The organism is Pseudomonas sp. WSY_20 (assembly GCF_043104335.1).
Lineage (GTDB): Bacteria > Pseudomonadota > Gammaproteobacteria > Pseudomonadales > Pseudomonadaceae > Aquipseudomonas > Aquipseudomonas parafulva_B.
Map to the genome: position 1 here is coordinate 129643 of NZ_JBICKP010000054.1, position 17517 is coordinate 147159.

15 protein-coding genes are annotated in these 17517 nt (G+C 57.4%); 7 read left to right on the forward strand and 8 right to left on the reverse strand.

Going from position 1 to position 17517, the window contains the following annotated elements:
* The first annotated feature begins 81 nt into the window (after positions 1–81).
* From uvrD to ACF8E5_RS13830, 3 genes are all read left to right on the forward strand, one after another.
* Positions 82–2268 carry a DNA helicase II gene (uvrD, locus tag ACF8E5_RS13820; RefSeq protein ID WP_058638787.1) on the forward strand — a complete coding sequence of 729 codons (2187 nt, stop codon included), beginning with the start codon at positions 82–84 and terminating at the stop codon, positions 2266–2268.
* Positions 2269–2435: 167 nt separating this feature from the next.
* Complete coding sequence (locus ACF8E5_RS13825; RefSeq protein WP_326383954.1) at positions 2436–3290, forward strand: TIM44-like domain-containing protein; 855 nt, start codon at positions 2436–2438, stop codon at positions 3288–3290.
* A gap of 276 nt (positions 3291–3566) precedes the next feature.
* Positions 3567–3974: an SMI1/KNR4 family protein gene (locus tag ACF8E5_RS13830; RefSeq protein ID WP_023532298.1), complete on the forward strand. Its 408-nt coding sequence runs from the start codon at positions 3567–3569 to the stop codon at positions 3972–3974.
* Between the two features lie 75 nt (positions 3975–4049).
* On the opposite strand, the gene ACF8E5_RS13835 is transcribed toward ACF8E5_RS13830, so the two are convergent.
* Positions 4050–5810, reverse strand: a complete 1761-nt coding sequence (locus ACF8E5_RS13835) for a cation:proton antiporter (protein ID WP_196185260.1) — start codon at positions 5808–5810, stop codon at positions 4050–4052.
* Positions 5811–6140: 330 nt separating this feature from the next.
* Between ACF8E5_RS13835 and ACF8E5_RS13840 the strand changes: the two genes are divergently transcribed.
* A complete protein-coding gene (locus ACF8E5_RS13840) occupies positions 6141–6626 on the forward strand; it encodes an acyl-CoA thioesterase (protein ID WP_023532667.1) in 486 nt (161 codons plus the stop codon).
* On the opposite strand, the gene pdxY is transcribed toward ACF8E5_RS13840, so the two are convergent.
* Positions 6623–7495: a pyridoxal kinase PdxY gene (gene pdxY, locus ACF8E5_RS13845; protein WP_058638785.1), complete on the reverse strand. Its 873-nt coding sequence runs from the start codon at positions 7493–7495 to the stop codon at positions 6623–6625. The two genes, ACF8E5_RS13840 and pdxY, sit on opposite strands and share 4 nt — an antisense overlap.
* Before the next feature lie 119 nt (positions 7496–7614).
* On the opposite strand from pdxY, the gene ACF8E5_RS13850 reads away from it, so the two are divergent.
* Positions 7615–8007 (forward strand): DUF3301 domain-containing protein, encoded by a 393-nt coding sequence (locus ACF8E5_RS13850; RefSeq protein WP_058602729.1) that lies wholly within the window; start codon positions 7615–7617, stop codon positions 8005–8007.
* Here the strand turns inward: ACF8E5_RS13850 and ACF8E5_RS13855 are convergent, their stop codons facing one another.
* From ACF8E5_RS13855 to zigA, 3 genes are read right to left on the reverse strand one after another with little or no spacing between them, the layout of a single operon-like run.
* The gene (locus ACF8E5_RS13855; RefSeq protein ID WP_196185261.1) at positions 8008–8979 is read right to left on the reverse strand and encodes a GTP-binding protein; all 972 of its coding nucleotides are present in this window, start codon (positions 8977–8979) and stop codon (positions 8008–8010) included.
* A 40-nt stretch (positions 8980–9019) separates the two neighbouring features.
* Positions 9020–9640 (reverse strand): DUF1826 domain-containing protein, encoded by a 621-nt coding sequence (locus ACF8E5_RS13860; protein WP_392475401.1) that lies wholly within the window; start codon positions 9638–9640, stop codon positions 9020–9022.
* The gene (gene zigA / locus ACF8E5_RS13865) at positions 9637–10845 is read right to left on the reverse strand and encodes a zinc metallochaperone GTPase ZigA (protein ID WP_392475402.1); all 1209 of its coding nucleotides are present in this window, start codon (positions 10843–10845) and stop codon (positions 9637–9639) included. Before zigA ends, ACF8E5_RS13860 begins: the two co-directional genes overlap by 4 nt.
* A 222-nt stretch (positions 10846–11067) precedes the next feature.
* Here zigA and folE2 point away from each other — a divergent pair, with 222 nt between their 5' ends.
* Positions 11068–11973 carry a GTP cyclohydrolase FolE2 gene (folE2, locus tag ACF8E5_RS13870; RefSeq protein ID WP_058638781.1) on the forward strand — a complete coding sequence of 302 codons (906 nt, stop codon included), beginning with the start codon at positions 11068–11070 and terminating at the stop codon, positions 11971–11973.
* Here folE2 and ACF8E5_RS13875 read toward each other — a convergent pair.
* Positions 11957–12484: a DUF3617 domain-containing protein gene (locus tag ACF8E5_RS13875; RefSeq protein ID WP_058638780.1), complete on the reverse strand. Its 528-nt coding sequence runs from the start codon at positions 12482–12484 to the stop codon at positions 11957–11959. The two genes, folE2 and ACF8E5_RS13875, sit on opposite strands and share 17 nt — an antisense overlap.
* A gap of 130 nt (positions 12485–12614) precedes the next feature.
* Between ACF8E5_RS13875 and cls the strand changes: the two genes are divergently transcribed.
* Entirely contained in the window at positions 12615–14054 is a 1440-nt protein-coding gene (gene cls, locus ACF8E5_RS13880) for a cardiolipin synthase (protein ID WP_392475403.1), read from the forward strand.
* Positions 14055–14124: 70 nt separating this feature from the next.
* Here the strand turns inward: cls and cfaB are convergent, their stop codons facing one another.
* A complete protein-coding gene (gene cfaB, locus ACF8E5_RS13885; protein WP_145254126.1) occupies positions 14125–15309 on the reverse strand; it encodes a C17 cyclopropane fatty acid synthase CfaB in 1185 nt (394 codons plus the stop codon).
* Positions 15310–15420: 111 nt separating this feature from the next.
* Complete coding sequence (locus ACF8E5_RS13890) at positions 15421–17472, reverse strand: TonB-dependent receptor (protein ID WP_392475404.1); 2052 nt, start codon at positions 17470–17472, stop codon at positions 15421–15423.
* Positions 17473–17517 lie beyond the last annotated feature (45 nt).

Genomic DNA, 17517 nt, shown 5'->3' on the forward strand with positions numbered 1-17517 from the left:
GCGATGAACGGCAGGGGCCTAAGGTGAATATTCATACAGTAGATGTTTGCCCCTGGCTCAGCGTCCCCCTAGAATGGCGAGATGAGCACAGATGACCTTTCCCTCCTGCTGAATTCCCTCAATGATGCCCAACGCCAGGCTGTAGCGGCTTCGGTCGGGCGTCAACTGGTGCTTGCTGGCGCCGGTTCCGGTAAAACCCGTGTGCTGGTGCATCGCATCGCCTGGCTAATCCAGGTGGAGCAGGCATCCCCGCACTCGATCCTGTCGGTGACCTTCACCAACAAGGCTGCTGCTGAAATGCGCCACCGGATCGAGCAATTGTTGGGCATCAACCCTGCAGGGATGTGGGTGGGGACATTCCACGGTCTGGCGCATCGGCTGTTGCGTGCCCACTGGCAGGAAGCGGGGCTAGTGCAGAACTTCCAGATTCTCGACAGCGACGATCAGCAGCGCCTGGTTAAACGGGTGATGCGCGAGCTGGGGCTGGACGAACAGAAGTGGCCGGCACGCCAGGCCCAATGGTTCATCAACGGCCAGAAAGACGAAGGCCTGCGCCCGCAGCACATTCAGCCAGGTGGCGACCTGTTCCTGACCACCATGCGCGATGTCTACACCGCGTACGAGCAGGCCTGCGAGCGCGCCGGTGTCATCGATTTTTCCGAGTTGCTGCTGCGCGCCCTGGATTTGTGGCGCGATCACCCAGGCCTGTTGGCCCACTACCAACGCCGCTTCCGTCACGTGCTGGTCGATGAGTTCCAGGATACCAACGCCGTGCAGTACGCCTGGCTGCGTCTGCTGGCCCGTGGTGGCGACAGCCTGATGGCGGTGGGGGACGACGATCAGTCGATTTACGGCTGGCGCGGCGCCAAGATCGAGAACATCCACCAGTACACGGCCGACTTCCCAGATGCCGAGTTGATCCGCCTGGAGCAGAACTACCGCTCCACCGGGGGCATCCTCAAGGCTGCCAACGCCCTGATTGCCAATAACAGCGGGCGCCTGGGCAAGGAATTGTGGACTGACATGGGTGAAGGTGAACCCATTACGCTGTACGCCGCCTACAACGAACACGACGAAGCACGCTATGTGGTCGAGACCATTGAAAGCCTGATCAAGCAAGGCAACGCGCGTGACGAAATCGCTATTCTGTATCGCTCGAACGCCCAGTCACGGGTGCTCGAGGAAGCCTTGCTGCGCGAGCGGATTCCCTACCGTATCTATGGTGGCCAGCGCTTCTTCGAGCGTGCAGAGATCAAGAATGCAATGGCCTACCTGCGCCTGATTGAAGGTCGCGGCAACGATGCGGCGCTGGAACGCGTGATCAACGTGCCGCCGCGCGGCATTGGCGAGAAAACCGTCGAGGCCATTCGCGAGCATGCACGTCACAGCCAGGTCTCGATGTGGCAGGCGATGTGCCAGCTCATCGCCGCAAAAGCGCTCAAGGGCCGGGCTGCCAGCGCGCTGGGTGCGTTCATCGAGCTGATTGACGGGCTTGCGGCCAAGGTCGAAGACATGCCGCTGCATACCATGACGCAGACCACCATCGAACAGTCCGGGCTGATCATCTATCACCAGGAAGAAAAAGGTGAAAAGGGTCAGGCACGGGTGGAAAACCTTGAGGAACTGGTTAGCGCAGCGCGCAACTTCGAATCGACCGAAGAGGACGCCGACCTCTCCCCACTGTCCGCCTTCCTTGGTCACGCCTCGCTCGAAGCCGGCGACACGCAAGCTGACGAGCACGAGGACAGTGTGCAGCTGATGACCTTGCACAGTGCCAAAGGTCTGGAGTTCCCCTACGTGTTCCTGGTGGGCATGGAGGAAGGACTGTTCCCGCACAAGATGAGCCTGGAGGAGCCAGGTCGTCTTGAGGAAGAACGCCGCCTGGCCTACGTGGGCATTACCCGCGCCATGCGTCAGTTGGTCATGACGTATGCCGAGACAAGACGGCTCTACGGTAGTGAGACCTACAACAAGGTGTCTCGCTTCGTACGCGAGATTCCGGCTGGTCTGGTGCAGGAAGTACGTTTGTCAAACAGTGTCAGCCGCCCGTTCGGCACTCCGAAGACAGCCCTCAACAGCCACCTGTTTGCCAATGCGGATATCCCCGAAACCGCATTCAACCTCGGCCAGCGCGTGCAGCACTCCGTTTTCGGTGAAGGGGTCATCCTGAACTTCGAAGGCTCCGGGGCCCAGGCTCGTGTACAGGTCAACTTTGCCGAAGGCAGCAAATGGTTGATGGTGGGCTACGCCAAGCTTGAAGCAATCTGAGGACAGGCCGTCAGTCCAGGGGCGAACTCAAGTAGGAACGCCTGCGTCGTTGCCTGCTCAAATAAGTCATATCAAGCAAAAGCTCGAAACATTATGTCGCTGGTCATATGCCTTGGAACATGTGCACCATGACGCGCGTGCAATCCACAACAGGGGATATCCCATTTATGCAACGTTTTCTTAGCATCGCACTGGCGCTCTGCGTCGGCCTGACGCTGAGCCTGGACGCCAACGCCAAGCGATTTGGCGGCGGCAAGAGCGCTGGCTCCGCGCCTATTCACCAGACCCGTCAAGCTACGCCGAACACGCCTGCCGCCGCGCCGACCGCTCCTGGCCGCGCACCGGCCGCCGCCAGTGGTGCTTCGCGCTGGCTGGGCCCCCTGGCGGGCTTGGCCGCCGGTGGTCTGCTGGCATCCATGTTCATGGGTGACGGCTTCGAAGGCTTCCAGATCATGGACTTCCTGATCATCGCGCTCATCGCCTTCCTGGTGTTCCGCTTCATCGCCGCACGGCGACGTCAGCAGCAGCCGCACATGGCCATGCCTGGCAATGCCCCCATGCAACGTGAAGTGCATGGTCAGGCCGCACAGCCAAACATCTTCGGCGGTTCGGCTGCACCGGCGGCAGCGCCAGCGCCTGTCATCAACGCGCCAGCCTGGTTCAACGAACAAAGCTTCCTGGCAGCTGCCCGTAACCACTTCCAGTCGCTGCAGCAGCACTGGGACGCCAATGAAATGGACAAGATCGCCGAGTTCGTGACCCCGCAGATGCTCGAGTTCCTTAAGCGCGAGCGTGCCGAGCTGGGTGATGGCTTCCAGTCCACTTACATCGACAACCTTGATGTACAGCTGGACGGCGTGGATGAGCGTGACGACCGTACTGACGCTACCCTCACCTTCCGTGGCGTATCGAAGAACTCGCGCTTCGACCAAGGTGAACAGTTCAGCGAGAGCTGGCACATGGTACGCGCCAAGGGCGAGAACCAGCCTTGGCTGGTCGCGGGTATCCGTCAGAACGGGTAATCCAGCCCTGCTATTCAAAGCAGTTGTTACGTGGGGCCGCTTCGCGGCCCCAACAATTCTGGCTCGCCGCAAGTATTCTTCAAAACAGTTAACCCTGTCCTGCTGTCCAAAAAAACCTCGGGTTTGCCCCGTGATGCTGCTCACTTGGCGCTGCCCTGCGGCCCGACGATTACAAGTGAACAGTGTTCCGGGCCTCCCCGGGGTTTTTGCTTTTGCCATAGCGCACTACTAGGGTATAACCCGCAGCGTTGTCATCTAGGTCAGAGGAAGTGAATCGTGGAAGAAGTGATCGAACAACTCCGTGAAGCCAACGAGCCAGTACCGGTCCCCCTTGAGCTTCCAGACGAGGATCAGTTGGTTGAAATCGAAGAGCAGCTGTTCATCAACATTCCGTTCGTGTTCAAGGAATTTCTGCTGAACGTCAGCGACGTCGTCTATGGCTCGCTGGAACCTGTCACAGTGACTGACCCGCAGTCGCACACCTACCTTCCGGACGTCGCAGCAAATGCCTGGGACGCCGGGGTGCCTCGGGAACTGATTCCGCTGTGCCAGGACGGCGACAACTACTATTGCGTCGAGGAAGATGGCACCGTGGTGCTGTGGGATGCCGATGAGGAACTTGTCGGTGAGGACAGCTGGGAATCGGTTTGGCATTGGGCACGGGACGTCTGGCTAGAGAGCTGATCAGGCTCACCCTCACCTCGGTCTAAGGACCTTGCGGGCCGTGAGCACGGCCCGCCTGCAGCGTTCGCCACAGGGTCAGTGGCCGTTGTCCCGGTTGTTCTCCAGCGTTTCCAGCAACGCAATCTGCATGCGTGTATGCACCCGGATGAACCAACGCCACAGCAAGGCGACCACCACCGCTGCCACTATGGCAATGATCAGCAGCAGTTCATTAGTGGGAAGAATGCTCGCCGACAACGCCGACAGCAGCAAAAAGATCACCAGCAGCGAAATCAGCGGAATGACTTCTGCAATCACGCGCCGTACGCGCTGAGTATGGCGCCCGGCCATTTCCGGTTTGACGCCCATCTCAGCCAGCAGCATCGATAGGGCCTTGAGTTTGCGGTAAGCCGCGATCAGAAATGGTAGCGAGAGCAGTAGCGCAGCCCCCCAGATCACCGCCTTCTGCTGGCTCACATCGCTCACCCACTGACTGAGCCAAGTGCCAAGCCGCCCTGCGAAGTAACCGCCGCTGAAGAATATGGCGATGACCAATGCCAGGTTCACACCTACCTGCAACAGTATGCGCCGTATCATCGCCGCTACCATGGCACTCTGGCCCTGGGGTTGGATATTGCGCAGCCATTCCCCGTACAAGGACAGCACACGAGCCAGCCGCCCAGGCACTACGTTGCCCAGTTTTATCGACAGCGGATCAGCGGCGCGAATCAGATAGGGCGTCAGTAGCGTGGTGATGGCCGAGACGGCGACTGCCACCGGGTAGAGAAAGTCGCTGGTCACCTGCAGGGTCATCCCCAAGGCCGCAATGATGAAGGAAAACTCGCCAATCTGAGACAGGCCCATACCTACCCGCAACGACGTGCGCCCGTCGTTGCCAGCGATGAAAGCGCCCATTCCACAGGACAGCATCTTGCCCAATACAACGGCCAAGGTGATGACCAAAATCGGCCAGGCGTAGTCGACCAATACCTGCGGATCAATCATCAAACCGATCGCGACGAAGAATATAGCGCTGAACAAGTCCCTGACGGGTTCGATCAAACGCTCGATCTTCAGCAACTGCCGCGACTCGGCCATGATGGCACCAATCAGGAAGGCCCCCAGGACCATGCTGTATTCGAGTTTCACGACCAGCAGGCAAAAACCGAAGCACAGACCCAGCACTGTGATCAGCAGCATCTCGTTGCTTTCGAACTTGGCCACATAAGCCAGTACGCGCGGTACCAACAGAATGCCAATCACCAAGGCAACAATCATGAACAGCGACAGCTTGCCGACGGTTGAAAATACCTCTCCCGAACTGACGGTGCCGCTGACGGCGATACCCGAAAGCAATGCGATGATGCCGATACCCAGTATGTCTTCGACAATCAACACGCCGAATATCAGCTGTGCAAACCGTTCGTTCTTCATCTTCAGGTCATTGAGAGCCTTGACGATGATCGTGGTCGAGGAAATGGCGAGAATGGCGCCCAGAAACAAGGAGTCCATGGTGTTCCAGCCGAACCAACGCCCTATCTCGAAGCCGATCCAGATCATCAGCACAATTTCCAGAAAGGCGGCTATGAAGGCCGTGGCGCCCACTTTGAACAGCTTACGCAGACTGAACTCAAGGCCTAGGCAAAACATCAGGAAGATCACGCCGAGCTCGGCGAGGGTTTTGATGGTGTCTTCGTCGTGAATGAGACCGAAGGGGGGCGTGTGAGGGCCTATGATGAAACCGGCGACGATATAGCCGAGGACCACTGGCTGCTTGAGACGATGAAAAACAATGGTGACCACGCCTGCAACCAGCATGATGACCGCCAGGTCCTGAATGAAGCTGATGGCATGCATGACGTGATTCTCCTTCTCTCGTCTTGGGCTGTTCTACCAGGCAGACCGCGCCTGCGCCGAGGCGGGCCCAAGCAAGCAGCGAGTACACACTGTATTCATTGAAAGACTGCCCATGTTGCATGGGCGTACTCAGAGTAACATCGCGTCTTCCCATGAACCGTCGATGCAATATGATGAAACAGATCGGCTGCTATAAGGCCGTCACTGGCGTAAACAGCGTGACGCCTCAAAGCATGGGAGCGTCCCGTTAAACGCAGGCTGCCGCCTCATCAGAACAGAGCCCCTGCTAGCCTTTGGCGCGATTGCGCGCAATCTTACCGTGAGCATTTTATGGAACCTGGAAACGCCCAACTGAGCATGACCGTCTTGATGACACCCGACATGGCGAATTTCTCTGGCAACGTACATGGCGGCACGCTGCTCAAGTACCTCGACGAAGTCGCGTATGCGTGTGCCAGCCGCTATGCAGGCTCCTATGTAGTCACGCTGTCAGTCGACCAGGTCATCTTTCGCGAGCCGGTGCATGTGGGCGAGTTGGTAACTTTCCTGGCGTCGGTGAACTACACCGGCAATACCTCCATGGAGGTCGGTATCAAGGTTGTTACCGAGAACATTCGTGAACGCTCGGTGCGCCATTCCAACAGCTGCTTTTTCACCATGGTGGCCGTGGACGATAATCGACGGCCAGTCTCGGTCCCGCCGCGCCAACCGCAGAGTAGCGAGGAGAAACGCCGATTCCTGCAAGGCCAGCAGCGACGGCAGATTCGCCAGGAACTGGAAAAACGCTACCAGAACCTGAAAACCGACGGCGTCTAAGCGCTCAACAGCCTCGCTTCAAAACGCACGCGCGGGTGGGCTATGCGGTCCTGGGCACGTATCAGCTGTAGCTCGTAACTGGCGCAGGCTTGAGTTTCCAGCAGTACTTCGTGTACGGCGGAGGCTGCAAACTCGAATGCCTGCTCCCAGCTGTCGCCAAGCAGTACCCGCGCCATGAACAGACCGGAAGTCAGGTCACCCACGCCCACCGGTTGCTTCGGGAAGGCCAGCAGTGGGCGGCGCAGGTGCCAGCTGTGTTCGGCAGTCACCAACAGCATCTCGAACTGGTCCTCTGCGCGTCCTGGGTAAGCCAGATGCTTGACCAGCACAACCTTGGGCCCTTTGAGCAAAAGACTGCGCGCCATGCCTACGCAATCCTCCAGTGATGCGGCGCGCCGGCCACAGAAGCTGTCTAGCTCCAGCTGGTTGGGGCACAGAATGTCAGCCTTGGTGATCGCTTGCTCCAGCAGAAACTGGCTGACCTGCGGCGATACGATGCACCCTTTCTCAGGATGACCCATGACCGGATCGCACAAGTATAAGGCCCGCGGGTTGACGGCCTTGATTCGCGCCACGCCTTCCAAAATCGCGCGCCCCTGTTCGGCACTGCCGAGGTAGCCCGAGAGCACGGCATCACACTCCCCCAGCTCACCGATGTTGGAAATGCCTTCCACCAACGCAGGAATTTGCGTTGGAGCAAGCACGTCTCCGCTCCACTGGCCATACTGGGTGTGATTGGAGAATTGCACCGTGTTGAGCGGCCACACATTGATGCCGACACGCTGCATGGGAAATACCGCAGCGCTGTTGCCGGCATGGCCGAAGACCACATGAGACTGGATGGCGAGCAGGTGCGGGGTACGTTTCATGCGAGTCATTTCCAAAGCTGTTCAAGAATCATGCAACGCGCAGTATGAACGTGATTGCCACCTGTACGACAGGCCAAGGACGCAGTTAAGCTGGATCGATCTGTTTGGAGCCTACGCACATGTTGACCCTGGAGAATCTGTTTGTCCTGATGGTGATGGCCACGGCAGGCGCTTGGTTGTGGCACAACCACGGTCTGCGCGAGAAGGCCTTGGAAAGGGTCAAACAACATTGCGCAAAGCTTGACCTTCAGTTGCTGGATGACGCCGTCGCGCTCAAACGTATTGCCTTCGTGCGTGATGCCAACGGTCGCAAGCGTCTGGCACGCATTTACGGCTTCGAATTTACCGTGACGGGAGAGCAACGTCACCCTGGTACCGTGACTCAGTTCGGCGCGCACAGCGTGCAGATAGAGCTTGCACCCTACCCCTTCGAAATCAAGACGCCCCCACGCGCAGACAATGTGATCGAAATGCAGCAGTGGCGCCAACAACATGACCGTTGGCACAACTGATCAAGGCATAAGGCACTCCTGCACGCGGGCTTGCAGCTCGTCCACAGGCTGAGGCCTTTCGAAAATCAACTCCAGGCGACTGTCGGCTGCCCATTCACTGGGCTGCCAAGGTGCCAACTCACCTTCTAGTGCATTGAAGGAGCGCCTTCCTTGTGCAGTGTGGATAACACCCTTGGCACGTCGCCACGCCAACGTCTTCAGCAGCTCATCTACTGCCTGTGGATAAAACTGCTGTGCGGGGTGCCAGCGCCAGCCTATGCTCCACCCATCCTCTCCTTGAAATATCTGGCGTATCGGCTCACGCCGGTTCGTCCAAAGAGCCAGCGGTGCCTTTGGCAGATTGTCGACAATCCCGATATTGGTGTTAGGGCTGTCAACAATCTGGTTTTGATAAACAGGTAGGCATTTGAAAGGAAGCCGACCCTGCGTCGTCCATATCAACCTTTTGCCTAAAAATTCTTGATTTATCAACAGCTTGAAATCTTTATCCACAGCCTCGGATTTATTGATAACTAGCGTCTCACAGGCTTCCAATGCCGCTGATTGGGCAGTTGATAGTTGCTTGCCAATACACAGAGACGCGGGTGTAGCAACGACTACCAACGGCTGAACTGTCAGCACATCGTGCCAAGGCGCCTGGGCCAATTGATCAAGCAATTGAAGGGGATGGCCCAGACCGGATGGTTCTATGAACAGCCTGTGCGGCTCGCACTGGCGCAGAAGCCTGCCCAGGCCTACCTGGAACGGCACCCCATTGACACAGCACAAACAGCCCCCTGCCACTTCGGCTATCGCGATGCCGTTCCGGCTTGTGGACAAAAGTGCCGCATCCAGCCCTACTGCCCCGAATTCGTTGACCAATACGGCCCAGCGTTCGTGATCAGGCTTCTGCTGAAGCAGGTGATGAATCAGTGTGGTCTTGCCGGCCCCCAGCGGGCCAGCAATGACATGGGTGGGAATATTGCGGAGCATGAGGGTTCTTCAAGCGAACGGTTTGCTCAACTATGCGCTGTCAGGCTAGCCAGTCAAGCGTCAGCAACAGCCAGGGTGGCCCTGAAGGGGAACGATGTACGACGCCTGCGCCTTCATTGCCCTCCCAAAGCTCGCCCTTGAATAACGCCACGTCACCAGCATTCAGGCGCATCACCTTATCCACAGCGGCATAGCCTGTGGACAATGCAGTTCGCGCCACTTCCTGCTCCGACACATACTCACTACCCGGTCCCGCATACGTTGTAATCAGTCTCAGCGGAACGTTATCCACATGGAAGCGTGGGCACATCGGACTGGTCAGTGCACGTACGCGCAAACCCACGCGGCGCGCGCCAAGCAAGCAGCTATAAGCCGACACGAGCCATGTGACATCCGCGACGAAAGCGTCATAGCCGTAGATATCCACAGCCTCCTGCAGCAGCGCGTCGATCACTGGGACCTGATGCTCATCGACCTCGAGCACCCGCTGATCCGCTAACGATCCACTAAGCCCCGCCACAACTTCTGCAAAGTCGTGAAGCTGAGGCGGAAGTTGTCGCTGCCAGACAGCGAGATTGACACCGTCCTGCAGGACTTGCGCCATTGCCTGGGGAGTCTGGCCAAACACCTGACGGATATCCACAGCCTCTGGCTTACTCACGCTGCCACCTGCTCGTCCCAGGGGCCGAATGGATCGGGAAAACGCAACCAGCCCATGGGCTCGAGTGCCATTTCTTCATCCGTCAACAGGCACTGATCAAGAGCTGTGGATAATTGAGCCACATCCAGATCTTGACCTATGAACACTAACTCCTGCCGGCAGTCGCCAGTATCTGGCAACCAATGTTCAAGAATGGCTGCAACGTTATCCACATCCTCCGGCCACTGTTCGCGGGGTACGAAACACCACCAGCGACCAGCCAGACCATGGCGCATCATGCCGCCTGCCTGAGACCAACTGCCCGCTTCTTTGTATTTGCTCGCCAACCAAAAGAACCCTTTAGAACGTAGTAACCGGCCATTACTCCAGGGCGTGTGGACAAAGTCATGGAACCGCTGCGGATGAAAAGGCCGCCGTGCGGTCCAGGTGGTCGCTTGGATACCATATTCTTCTGTTTCCGGTGTGTGTTCACCGCGAAGCTCCTTCAACCAGCCGGGCGCTTGCGCTGCCTGGTCGAAGTCGAACAAGCCGGTATTCAGAATCCTGGCAAGGGGAACCTGACCCATCACCATTGGAATGATCTGGGCTCGGCGGTTCAGGCTACGGAGGATGGCTGAAAGCTCTTCCCGTTCGGCCTGACTGGTCAGATCGATTTTGCTCAACAGCAATACATCAGCAAACTCTACCTGCTCAATCAGCAAGTCGCTGATCGAGCGTTCATCGTCTTCTCCCAATGTCTGGCCACTGCTTTCCAGGCTCTGCGCGGCTTGATAATCACGCATGAAATTCAAGGCATCCACTACGGTGACCATGGTGTCGAGACGCGCCAGATCCGACAGGCTGCGGCCTTGCTCATCACGGAAGGTAAAGGTTTCAGCCACAGGCAGAGGTTCTGAGATACCAGTCGATTCAATCAGCAGGTAATCGAAGCGCCCCGCCTCGGCCAGGCGTGCAACCTCTTCAAGCAGATCTTCACGCAGCGTGCAGCAGATGCAGCCATTACTCATTTCCACCAGCTTTTCTTCGGCCCGGTTAAGGGTGACATTGCGCTGGACTTCGCTGGCGTCAATGTTGATCTCACTCATGTCATTGACGATGACCGCGACACGAAGATCTTCGCGATTGCGCAGAACATGGTTGAGAAGCGTGCTTTTCCCTGCGCCCAAAAACCCGGAGAGCACAGTGACAGGAAGACGATTGGACATGGCAAAACCTCATCACACAGGCGCATTCGAAAAGATGCATTGCATAATGTTATAAAGTAACAATACAATTTAGCCAAGTGGTTCCTGACGAGAGCTCTGTGTAATGAATAGAAAACGACCAGCCCATTTCACGGCGCATTGCTGACGACTCAGCCGCTACCTCACTGCGCCCATCCGCAGTGGACCCAATGTTCCACATACACGCATAGCCTTGGAAATCCCATGTCCCATCCCCCGCTTCCCGACGTCGCTGCACAGCATCTGAATTCCACCACACCATTGGACTGGGTAGGGATGTGCGGTATAGCCATGCCGATGCAGATCGGGGGCCGTCTGGTAGCAGCTACGGCAGATGCGGGTGTTAACCTTGTGGATGGCAACTCACGCGGCATACACATGTCGCGTCTGTACCTGGCGCTTGAAAATCTTGAACAGGAGCCGCTGCGTCCGCTGCTGCTGCGTCGCCTTTTAGCGAGTTTTCTCAACAGTCATGATGGGCAATCGTCTGCGGCATACGTGCGATTGAGCTATCAGCATTTGCTTAAACGGCCTGCCTTGGTTAGTCCTCTTGCCGGGTGGAAAAGCTATGACGTCGAGATCCATGCACGGATCGAACATGAAATGTTCCACGTGGAACTATCCGTTTCGATACCCTACTCGTCTACATGCCCTTGTTCAGCGGCGCTGGCTCGACAGCTTATTCAGCGACAGTTTCAAGCGCGATTTGGCATAGGAAACGTGGATAGTGATGAGGTCGTTGCGTGGCTGGGCACTTCGGAAGGCATCGTAGCGACGCCTCACAGCCAGAGGAGCATGGCGAAGATAAGTGTCAGGCTCGAGGATAATCATCCTGATCTCCCCATAACCGAGGTGATAGACAAGGCCGAGCAAGCCTTGGGCACTGCGGTACAAACCGCCGTGAAGCGCGCCGATGAGCAAGCATTCGCCCTGGCAAATGGACAAAATTTGATGTTTTGCGAGGACGCAGCCAGGCGAGTTTATGGGGCGCTAAGGGCTGTGGAATGGAGTAAAGCGTTCAAAGTGCGCGTGGAACATGCTGAAAGCCTGCATGCCCACGACGCCGTAGCAACTGCCCAGTGGCAGTGGAACATCACGTCCGAGGCTTGACCGTACCGCAGTCATTGCCCAGCCATACCGCACGTGTATTCATGCTGCCCTGCTGCTGAACACCCGACGCATTGAAAGTACCACTTACTTGTGTAGTGAATTCCTTGTCACTCAGGAAGGTAGCCTGGCCATTGCCCTGGGCCTTGGGGCAGCTGAACTGAAACTTCCAAACGTTGCCGGTGCGATCGGTAATCTTTTGAGTACAGCCGGACTTTGGATCCTGCAGGGGAATGTCATTGGTTGCCACCTGCTGAGGGGTAAGACAGGAACGCACCCCTTTACCACCCACGGTGACACCTTGCTTGGCAAGCATGCCTTCCATCATCGCCCGTTGATCGGGCGGTAGGTTCTTCAACTGACTGAGCATGAAATCCATATCAGGTAGCGGCTTGCCATCGACCTGCATATTGCTGGTAGTCAGCTCCCACAAGCCGGGTTGAAGCATTTGGGCCTGGGCCGTTACGCAACTTGCGCACAAGGCCAGCGCCAGCAACGGCATACGAATTTTCATGGAAAACACACTCCTGGAAATGCCGGTCACCCCGACGATGTTTGAGTTAGACGTTGAAACGAACCGCTTGTTGCAGGCGAACCACGTTCGTGTTCTGTTACCTAAGGTGTATTCGACAAGCAGGATGCATATGGATTGCCACAGCCCCCTTTTTTTTGGCTATCTACTTGGCGTGATTCATCTGCTAGGTATTATCGCCGCGCTCCATGCGTTGTTCACAGTCCGTACTGCTCAAGGCGCCATCGCTTGGGCCATGCCGCTTTTCTTCATTCCTTACCTGACGCTCATTCCTTACCTGATATTCGGTGCGCGCTCCTTCAATGCCTACATAAAGGCCAGGCGCCAGGCCAATCAGGAAATGCATGTCGCCATGGCCAGCCTGAATTGGCGCCCTTGGGTCGAAGAAGCTCTCGCCGCTCGCGCATCGGACAGCTACGCTGCCTTGCGCGCAATGCCCAAACTCAGCCGAATGCCGTGCCTGGCCAATAATCAGGTCGAGCTGTTGATTGATGGCAAGCGCACCTTCGAGGCGGTGTTCGAAGCCATCGAGAAAGCGACGCGCGTTGTACTGGTGCAGTTTTTTATCATCCATGACGATGAACTTGGGCGGGCCTTGCAACAGATACTGCTGCGCAAGGCGGCCGAAGGCGTTCAGGTGTTTGTGCTTTATGACGGTGTCGGCAGCCATTCCCTGCCCCGCCGCTACAGCCAGCGGCTTCGTGCAGGAGGTGTGCAGATACATGCATTCGCTACCCGTCGAGGCTTATTCAATCGCCTTCAAGTCAACTTTCGCAATCATCGCAAGATCGTCGTGGTTGATGGCTTGGTCGGCTTTGTGGGTGGTCACAATGTCGGCGACGAGTACCTGGGCGCTAACCCCAAGCTTTCCCCCTGGCGTGATACTCATGTGCAAATCAGTGGGCCAGTGCTAGCGTGCCTGCAGGAATCGTTCGCTGAAGATTGGTACTGGGTAACTCGGCAGTTGCCTCCCCTGATCCTCCAGGACAACTATCCGGATGACGGCGTTCTGTGCCAGGCATTGGCCAGTGGCCCTGCAGACTCCAAGGAAACCTGCTCGCTGTTCTTTCTGGAGGCTATCCACTCGGCCAAGCATCGCGTCTGGGTAACGAGCCCGTATTTCGTTCCCGATGAAGCGGTATTCGCTGCCCTGCGGCTAGCAGCCCTACGCGGGGTAGATGTGCGTGTCCTGATTCCGTCTCGACCAGACCACAAGATCGTGTACGCCGCCTCCAGCCTGTTCGCATTCGAAGCGGTAAGCGCCGGTGTACGCATGTTCCGCTATCAGCCTGGGTTCCTGCACCAGAAGGTCGTGTTGGTGGATGACGACATCAGCGCTGTCGGCAGCGCCAACCTGGATAATCGATCGTTCCGTCTGAACTTCGAGATCACCTTGCTCACCATCGACAAGGCATTCGCCGATACGGTCGAACGCATGCTCAACGAAGACTTTGCCAATGCGCGAGAGATAACGGTTGAGGAAACCGAGGCCACCCATCGGCTACAGCAGGTGGGCATGCGCATCGCAAGGTTGATTTCACCGGTGTTGTAAAACGCGCCAAGCTTCACCGACCTCACTCCTGGAGCGAGTTCGGTGAAGCTTGGCACACAGGAGGTGAGCGCTAACGGTAGAGATGCTCACGCGTCCAAGGTAGATCATGATGGCCATCCGCGTAGGGCTTGACCGCCAGTATCTGATGCAGATTGATCCAGCCTTTCTCGAACGCATAGGCGCAACCTGCCAAATAAAGACGCCAGATACGCAGTGTCTTTTCCGGCACTAAGGCAGCCGCATTGTGCAGCTGGTTTTCCAGGTTCTCGCTCCAGTGGTGCAGAGTCTTGGCGTAGTGCATGCGCAGGCTTTCCACGTCGACCACTTCCAATCCAGCCTCACAGACAGCGGCGCTGATCATCGACAAGTGGGGCAACTCACCGTGCGGGAATACGTAGCGGTCGATGAATTCTCCAGCGCCTCGACCCACCGGGCGGCCATCCACATGCTTGGCCGTGATGCCATGGTTCATGACGAGGCCGCCTTCGCGCACTGCGCCGAATAGCGTCTTGCAATACAGCGGTAGATTGGCATGACCGACATGCTCGAACATGCCCACGCTGACGACCTTATCGAAGCGCCCGTCTTGTGGCAGGTCGCGGTAATCAAGAATCTGCAGGTCTACACTGTCGCCCAGGCCTTCGGCCTCCACACGTTCCCGTCCGAGCTTGAGCTGTTCTTTGCTCAACGTGATGCCAAAGACTTTCGCCCCATATTCACGTGCAGCGAAGCGCGCCAGACCTCCCCATCCACATCCCACATCCAGCAAATAGTCACCGGTCGCCAGGCGCAGCTTGCGGCACAGGTGATCGAACTTGTCTTGCTGGGCCTGTTGCAGTGTGTTGTCCGGCTCACGGAAATAGGCGCAGGAATAAACCATGTCCTGGTCCAGCCATAACCGGTAAAAGTCGTTGGACACATCGTAGTGGTAGGAAATGGCTTCGGCGTCGGTTCGCTTGTCATGGGCCAGGCGCTGGGGAGCGTGATCGCGATCGTCGGGCAGCAGTGCTTCGCTGAGCTCGTCGCAAACACGGATAGCCTCGCCGATGTCGCCTTCGAGCTCGAGCTTGCCTTCCACGAAAGCGGTACCCAGCTCATCCATGCTTGGATGGGTGAGCTGGAAAATGAGTTGAGGCTCCTTGACCAGAATGGTCACTTGCGGGCTGGGGCCCAAGTCGAAATGGTTGCCGTCCCATAATTTCAAACGCAACGGCAAGTGTAGACTCTGCAAAGCCGGCGGAAGCTGAGCAAGCATGTAACCCTTCCTTCCCATGTACGGGGCAAGACCCAAGACATTTCGAAAGCCACCGGTTCAGCGTAGACCATCTGTAGGAACTGTCTGTAAAACGAACGTTGCAGGCGGGGGCTACAGTTTCAGATTCAGGGAAACGAATGCTGACCGGCCAGGTGCCGGCGAGAACATCGCCTGGTCGTCACCGCCCCAGAAGAAGTTGTCGTACCAGACGTATTCGTATTTGCGATCCAGCAGGTTCTTGACCTGCACATCGACGCTGGCAGCGGACGTGATGCGGTAGCTGACGCTGGCGTCCGCGACGACAAACCCACCGTATTTGCCTTGCTCGTTGAGCTCGTCTATGTAGTAGCTCCCCTGTGCCCTGCCCTGCAGACCGAACTTCCAGTCATCGTTATAACGATAATCGACACCCACGGTGCTCACGTACCGAGGCGTGGAGAACACCTCCTTACCCGAGAGTGATTGCCCGGCAGCAGAAAACGCCTTGATCACCTTGGCTTCCTGGATGGCGTGGGAGGCATAGACAGTCCACTGATCATCCAGCTGGGCATTGATCTGCAAATCCACACCGCGGCGGCGCGTTTCACCCAGCCCGACCGTGGTCCCGGTACTGGGCATGTTTGCTACTTCATCGGTAGCATCCTGCTGCCAGATCGCGACCCGCGCTTGGGCGCCCTCGAACGGTCTGAACTTGATACCGACTTCTTTGCCTGTGTTGATCGACGGATCGTATGAAGGCTGCCCTGGGGTCAGGTAGGCGGGCTCGGTAGAGCCGGTGAGTATCTGGAAGGTACGCCCCCAATTGGCGTAAACGTCGATATCGGGAGTAACGCTGTAAATGACGCTCAGCTTGGGCTGTCGGATCCAGCCGTAGTCTTGCAGCGAGCCTTTGACGCCACCCAAGAGCTGCGTATTGCCGGTGAACTTATCCACCCGCATGGCCGGTATGATCTTCAGTGACTCGATGGGCTGGATAACGGCCTGAACATAGGCACCGGTGTTGCGCAGGGTGTAGCGATCGTCATTCTGCACGCGCGCCGGTACGGTATCGAAGTTGGTCGGAAGGCTGAAGCTGTAGCGCTCGCGACCGTAGCGGTTGTCCTGTTCCTCGTAGTTGACACCGCCGTCGAGGGTAAGGTGCTCGTTCACGCGCCATGTCAGGTTATTGAGCATGCCCGTCTGCTGTTCGTCCCATTGCCGACGCTGACGGGGCGCGTTACCGGGGCGGTAGTCCGTGAAGGTGATGGTGCGGTCATCGTTGTAGTCGTTGTAATACAGCTTGCTGCTAAGGCTCAGGTCATCATTGAGCTGCCAATCCGCGTGCAGGCTGAGATGCTTCATGTCGCGGTCATCACCGTCATTGGCGTTCTTTGCCGGTGATTGCGTGCGGCTAACGTGCATCTGTTCACGGGTTAGAAACCCGGACTCCTGAGCCTGGTGATGGTACAGGCGCGCGATCAGCCCAATGCGGAAATTCTGCTCGTCGTTGCTAACGAACCACTTACCTCCCAGCGCATATTTGTTCGAGTTGCTGTGATCGCGGTAGCCATTGCTGTCCTGCTTGGCAAGGAAGTAGTTCTGGGCAAAATTCCCCTCCTCGCGCCCGACCGCCAACTGCACCTCACGCGTGTCGAAGCTGCCATAGGTCAGCCGGCTATCTATATAGTTGCCGCCTTGGCGCGTGGCGAAGTTGATGTTGCCCGCGATGTTGTGCAACCCGTAACGCGGGTCGTTCGTGCCCCGGACCACTTCGATGTAGTCGATATCCAGGGGAAAGATCATGTCGATGAAGCGCTGGTTGCCGCTGTTGACGTTGCTCGGGATCCCATCGATCAGCGTCTTGATACCGTTGATGTACCCTTCGCCGTTGAAAGCGCGGAACGTTACCTTGCCCGATTCGGCCCCCTGCCCTGTTTCGGTGAGCTGAATGCCCGGCATTTGGCCCAGCAGCTGCCAGCTGTTCATGACGTTCTTGTCCTCGACCTGATCACCGCCCAGCACATCGACCGAAGTGAGCACGTTCTCGGTGCTCAGCGCCACCTTGGCGTCTTGCGTGATGTTCACGGCGCCAAGGGTGATTGTGGAACTGCCGGCTTGGTCGGCGAACAGTTCGGGGGTAACCATTACCGTGAACATGGCAAGGGAGGCCGGGGTGACTCGCATGGGTGCTCCTAGGTGAATAGACAGGGAAGAGATCAGGTGCCGGGA

Bases quoted from the DNA above. Each gene is read 5' to 3' on its own strand.
- ACF8E5_RS13840 (WP_023532667.1), top strand. From the start codon at position 6,141: ATGGAACCTGGAAACGCCCAACTGAGCATGACCGTCTTGATGACACCC.
- uvrD (WP_058638787.1), top strand. From the start codon at position 82: ATGAGCACAGATGACCTTTCCCTCCTGCTGAATTCCCTCAATGATGCC.
- ACF8E5_RS13855 (WP_196185261.1), bottom strand. From the start codon at position 8,979: ATGCTCCGCAATATTCCCACCCATGTCATTGCTGGCCCGCTGGGGGCC.
- ACF8E5_RS13890 (WP_392475404.1), bottom strand. From the start codon at position 17,472: ATGCGAGTCACCCCGGCCTCCCTTGCCATGTTCACGGTAATGGTTACC.
- ACF8E5_RS13825 (WP_326383954.1), top strand. From the start codon at position 2,436: ATGCAACGTTTTCTTAGCATCGCACTGGCGCTCTGCGTCGGCCTGACG.
- ACF8E5_RS13875 (WP_058638780.1), bottom strand. From the start codon at position 12,484: ATGAAAATTCGTATGCCGTTGCTGGCGCTGGCCTTGTGCGCAAGTTGC.
- cfaB (WP_145254126.1), bottom strand. From the start codon at position 15,309: ATGCTTGCTCAGCTTCCGCCGGCTTTGCAGAGTCTACACTTGCCGTTG.
- cls (WP_392475403.1), top strand. From the start codon at position 12,615: ATGGATTGCCACAGCCCCCTTTTTTTTGGCTATCTACTTGGCGTGATT.
- ACF8E5_RS13835 (WP_196185260.1), bottom strand. From the start codon at position 5,810: ATGCATGCCATCAGCTTCATTCAGGACCTGGCGGTCATCATGCTGGTT.
- folE2 (WP_058638781.1), top strand. From the start codon at position 11,068: ATGTCCCATCCCCCGCTTCCCGACGTCGCTGCACAGCATCTGAATTCC.
- pdxY (WP_058638785.1), bottom strand. From the start codon at position 7,495: ATGAAACGTACCCCGCACCTGCTCGCCATCCAGTCTCATGTGGTCTTC.
- zigA (WP_392475402.1), bottom strand. From the start codon at position 10,845: ATGTCCAATCGTCTTCCTGTCACTGTGCTCTCCGGGTTTTTGGGCGCA.
- ACF8E5_RS13850 (WP_058602729.1), top strand. From the start codon at position 7,615: ATGTTGACCCTGGAGAATCTGTTTGTCCTGATGGTGATGGCCACGGCA.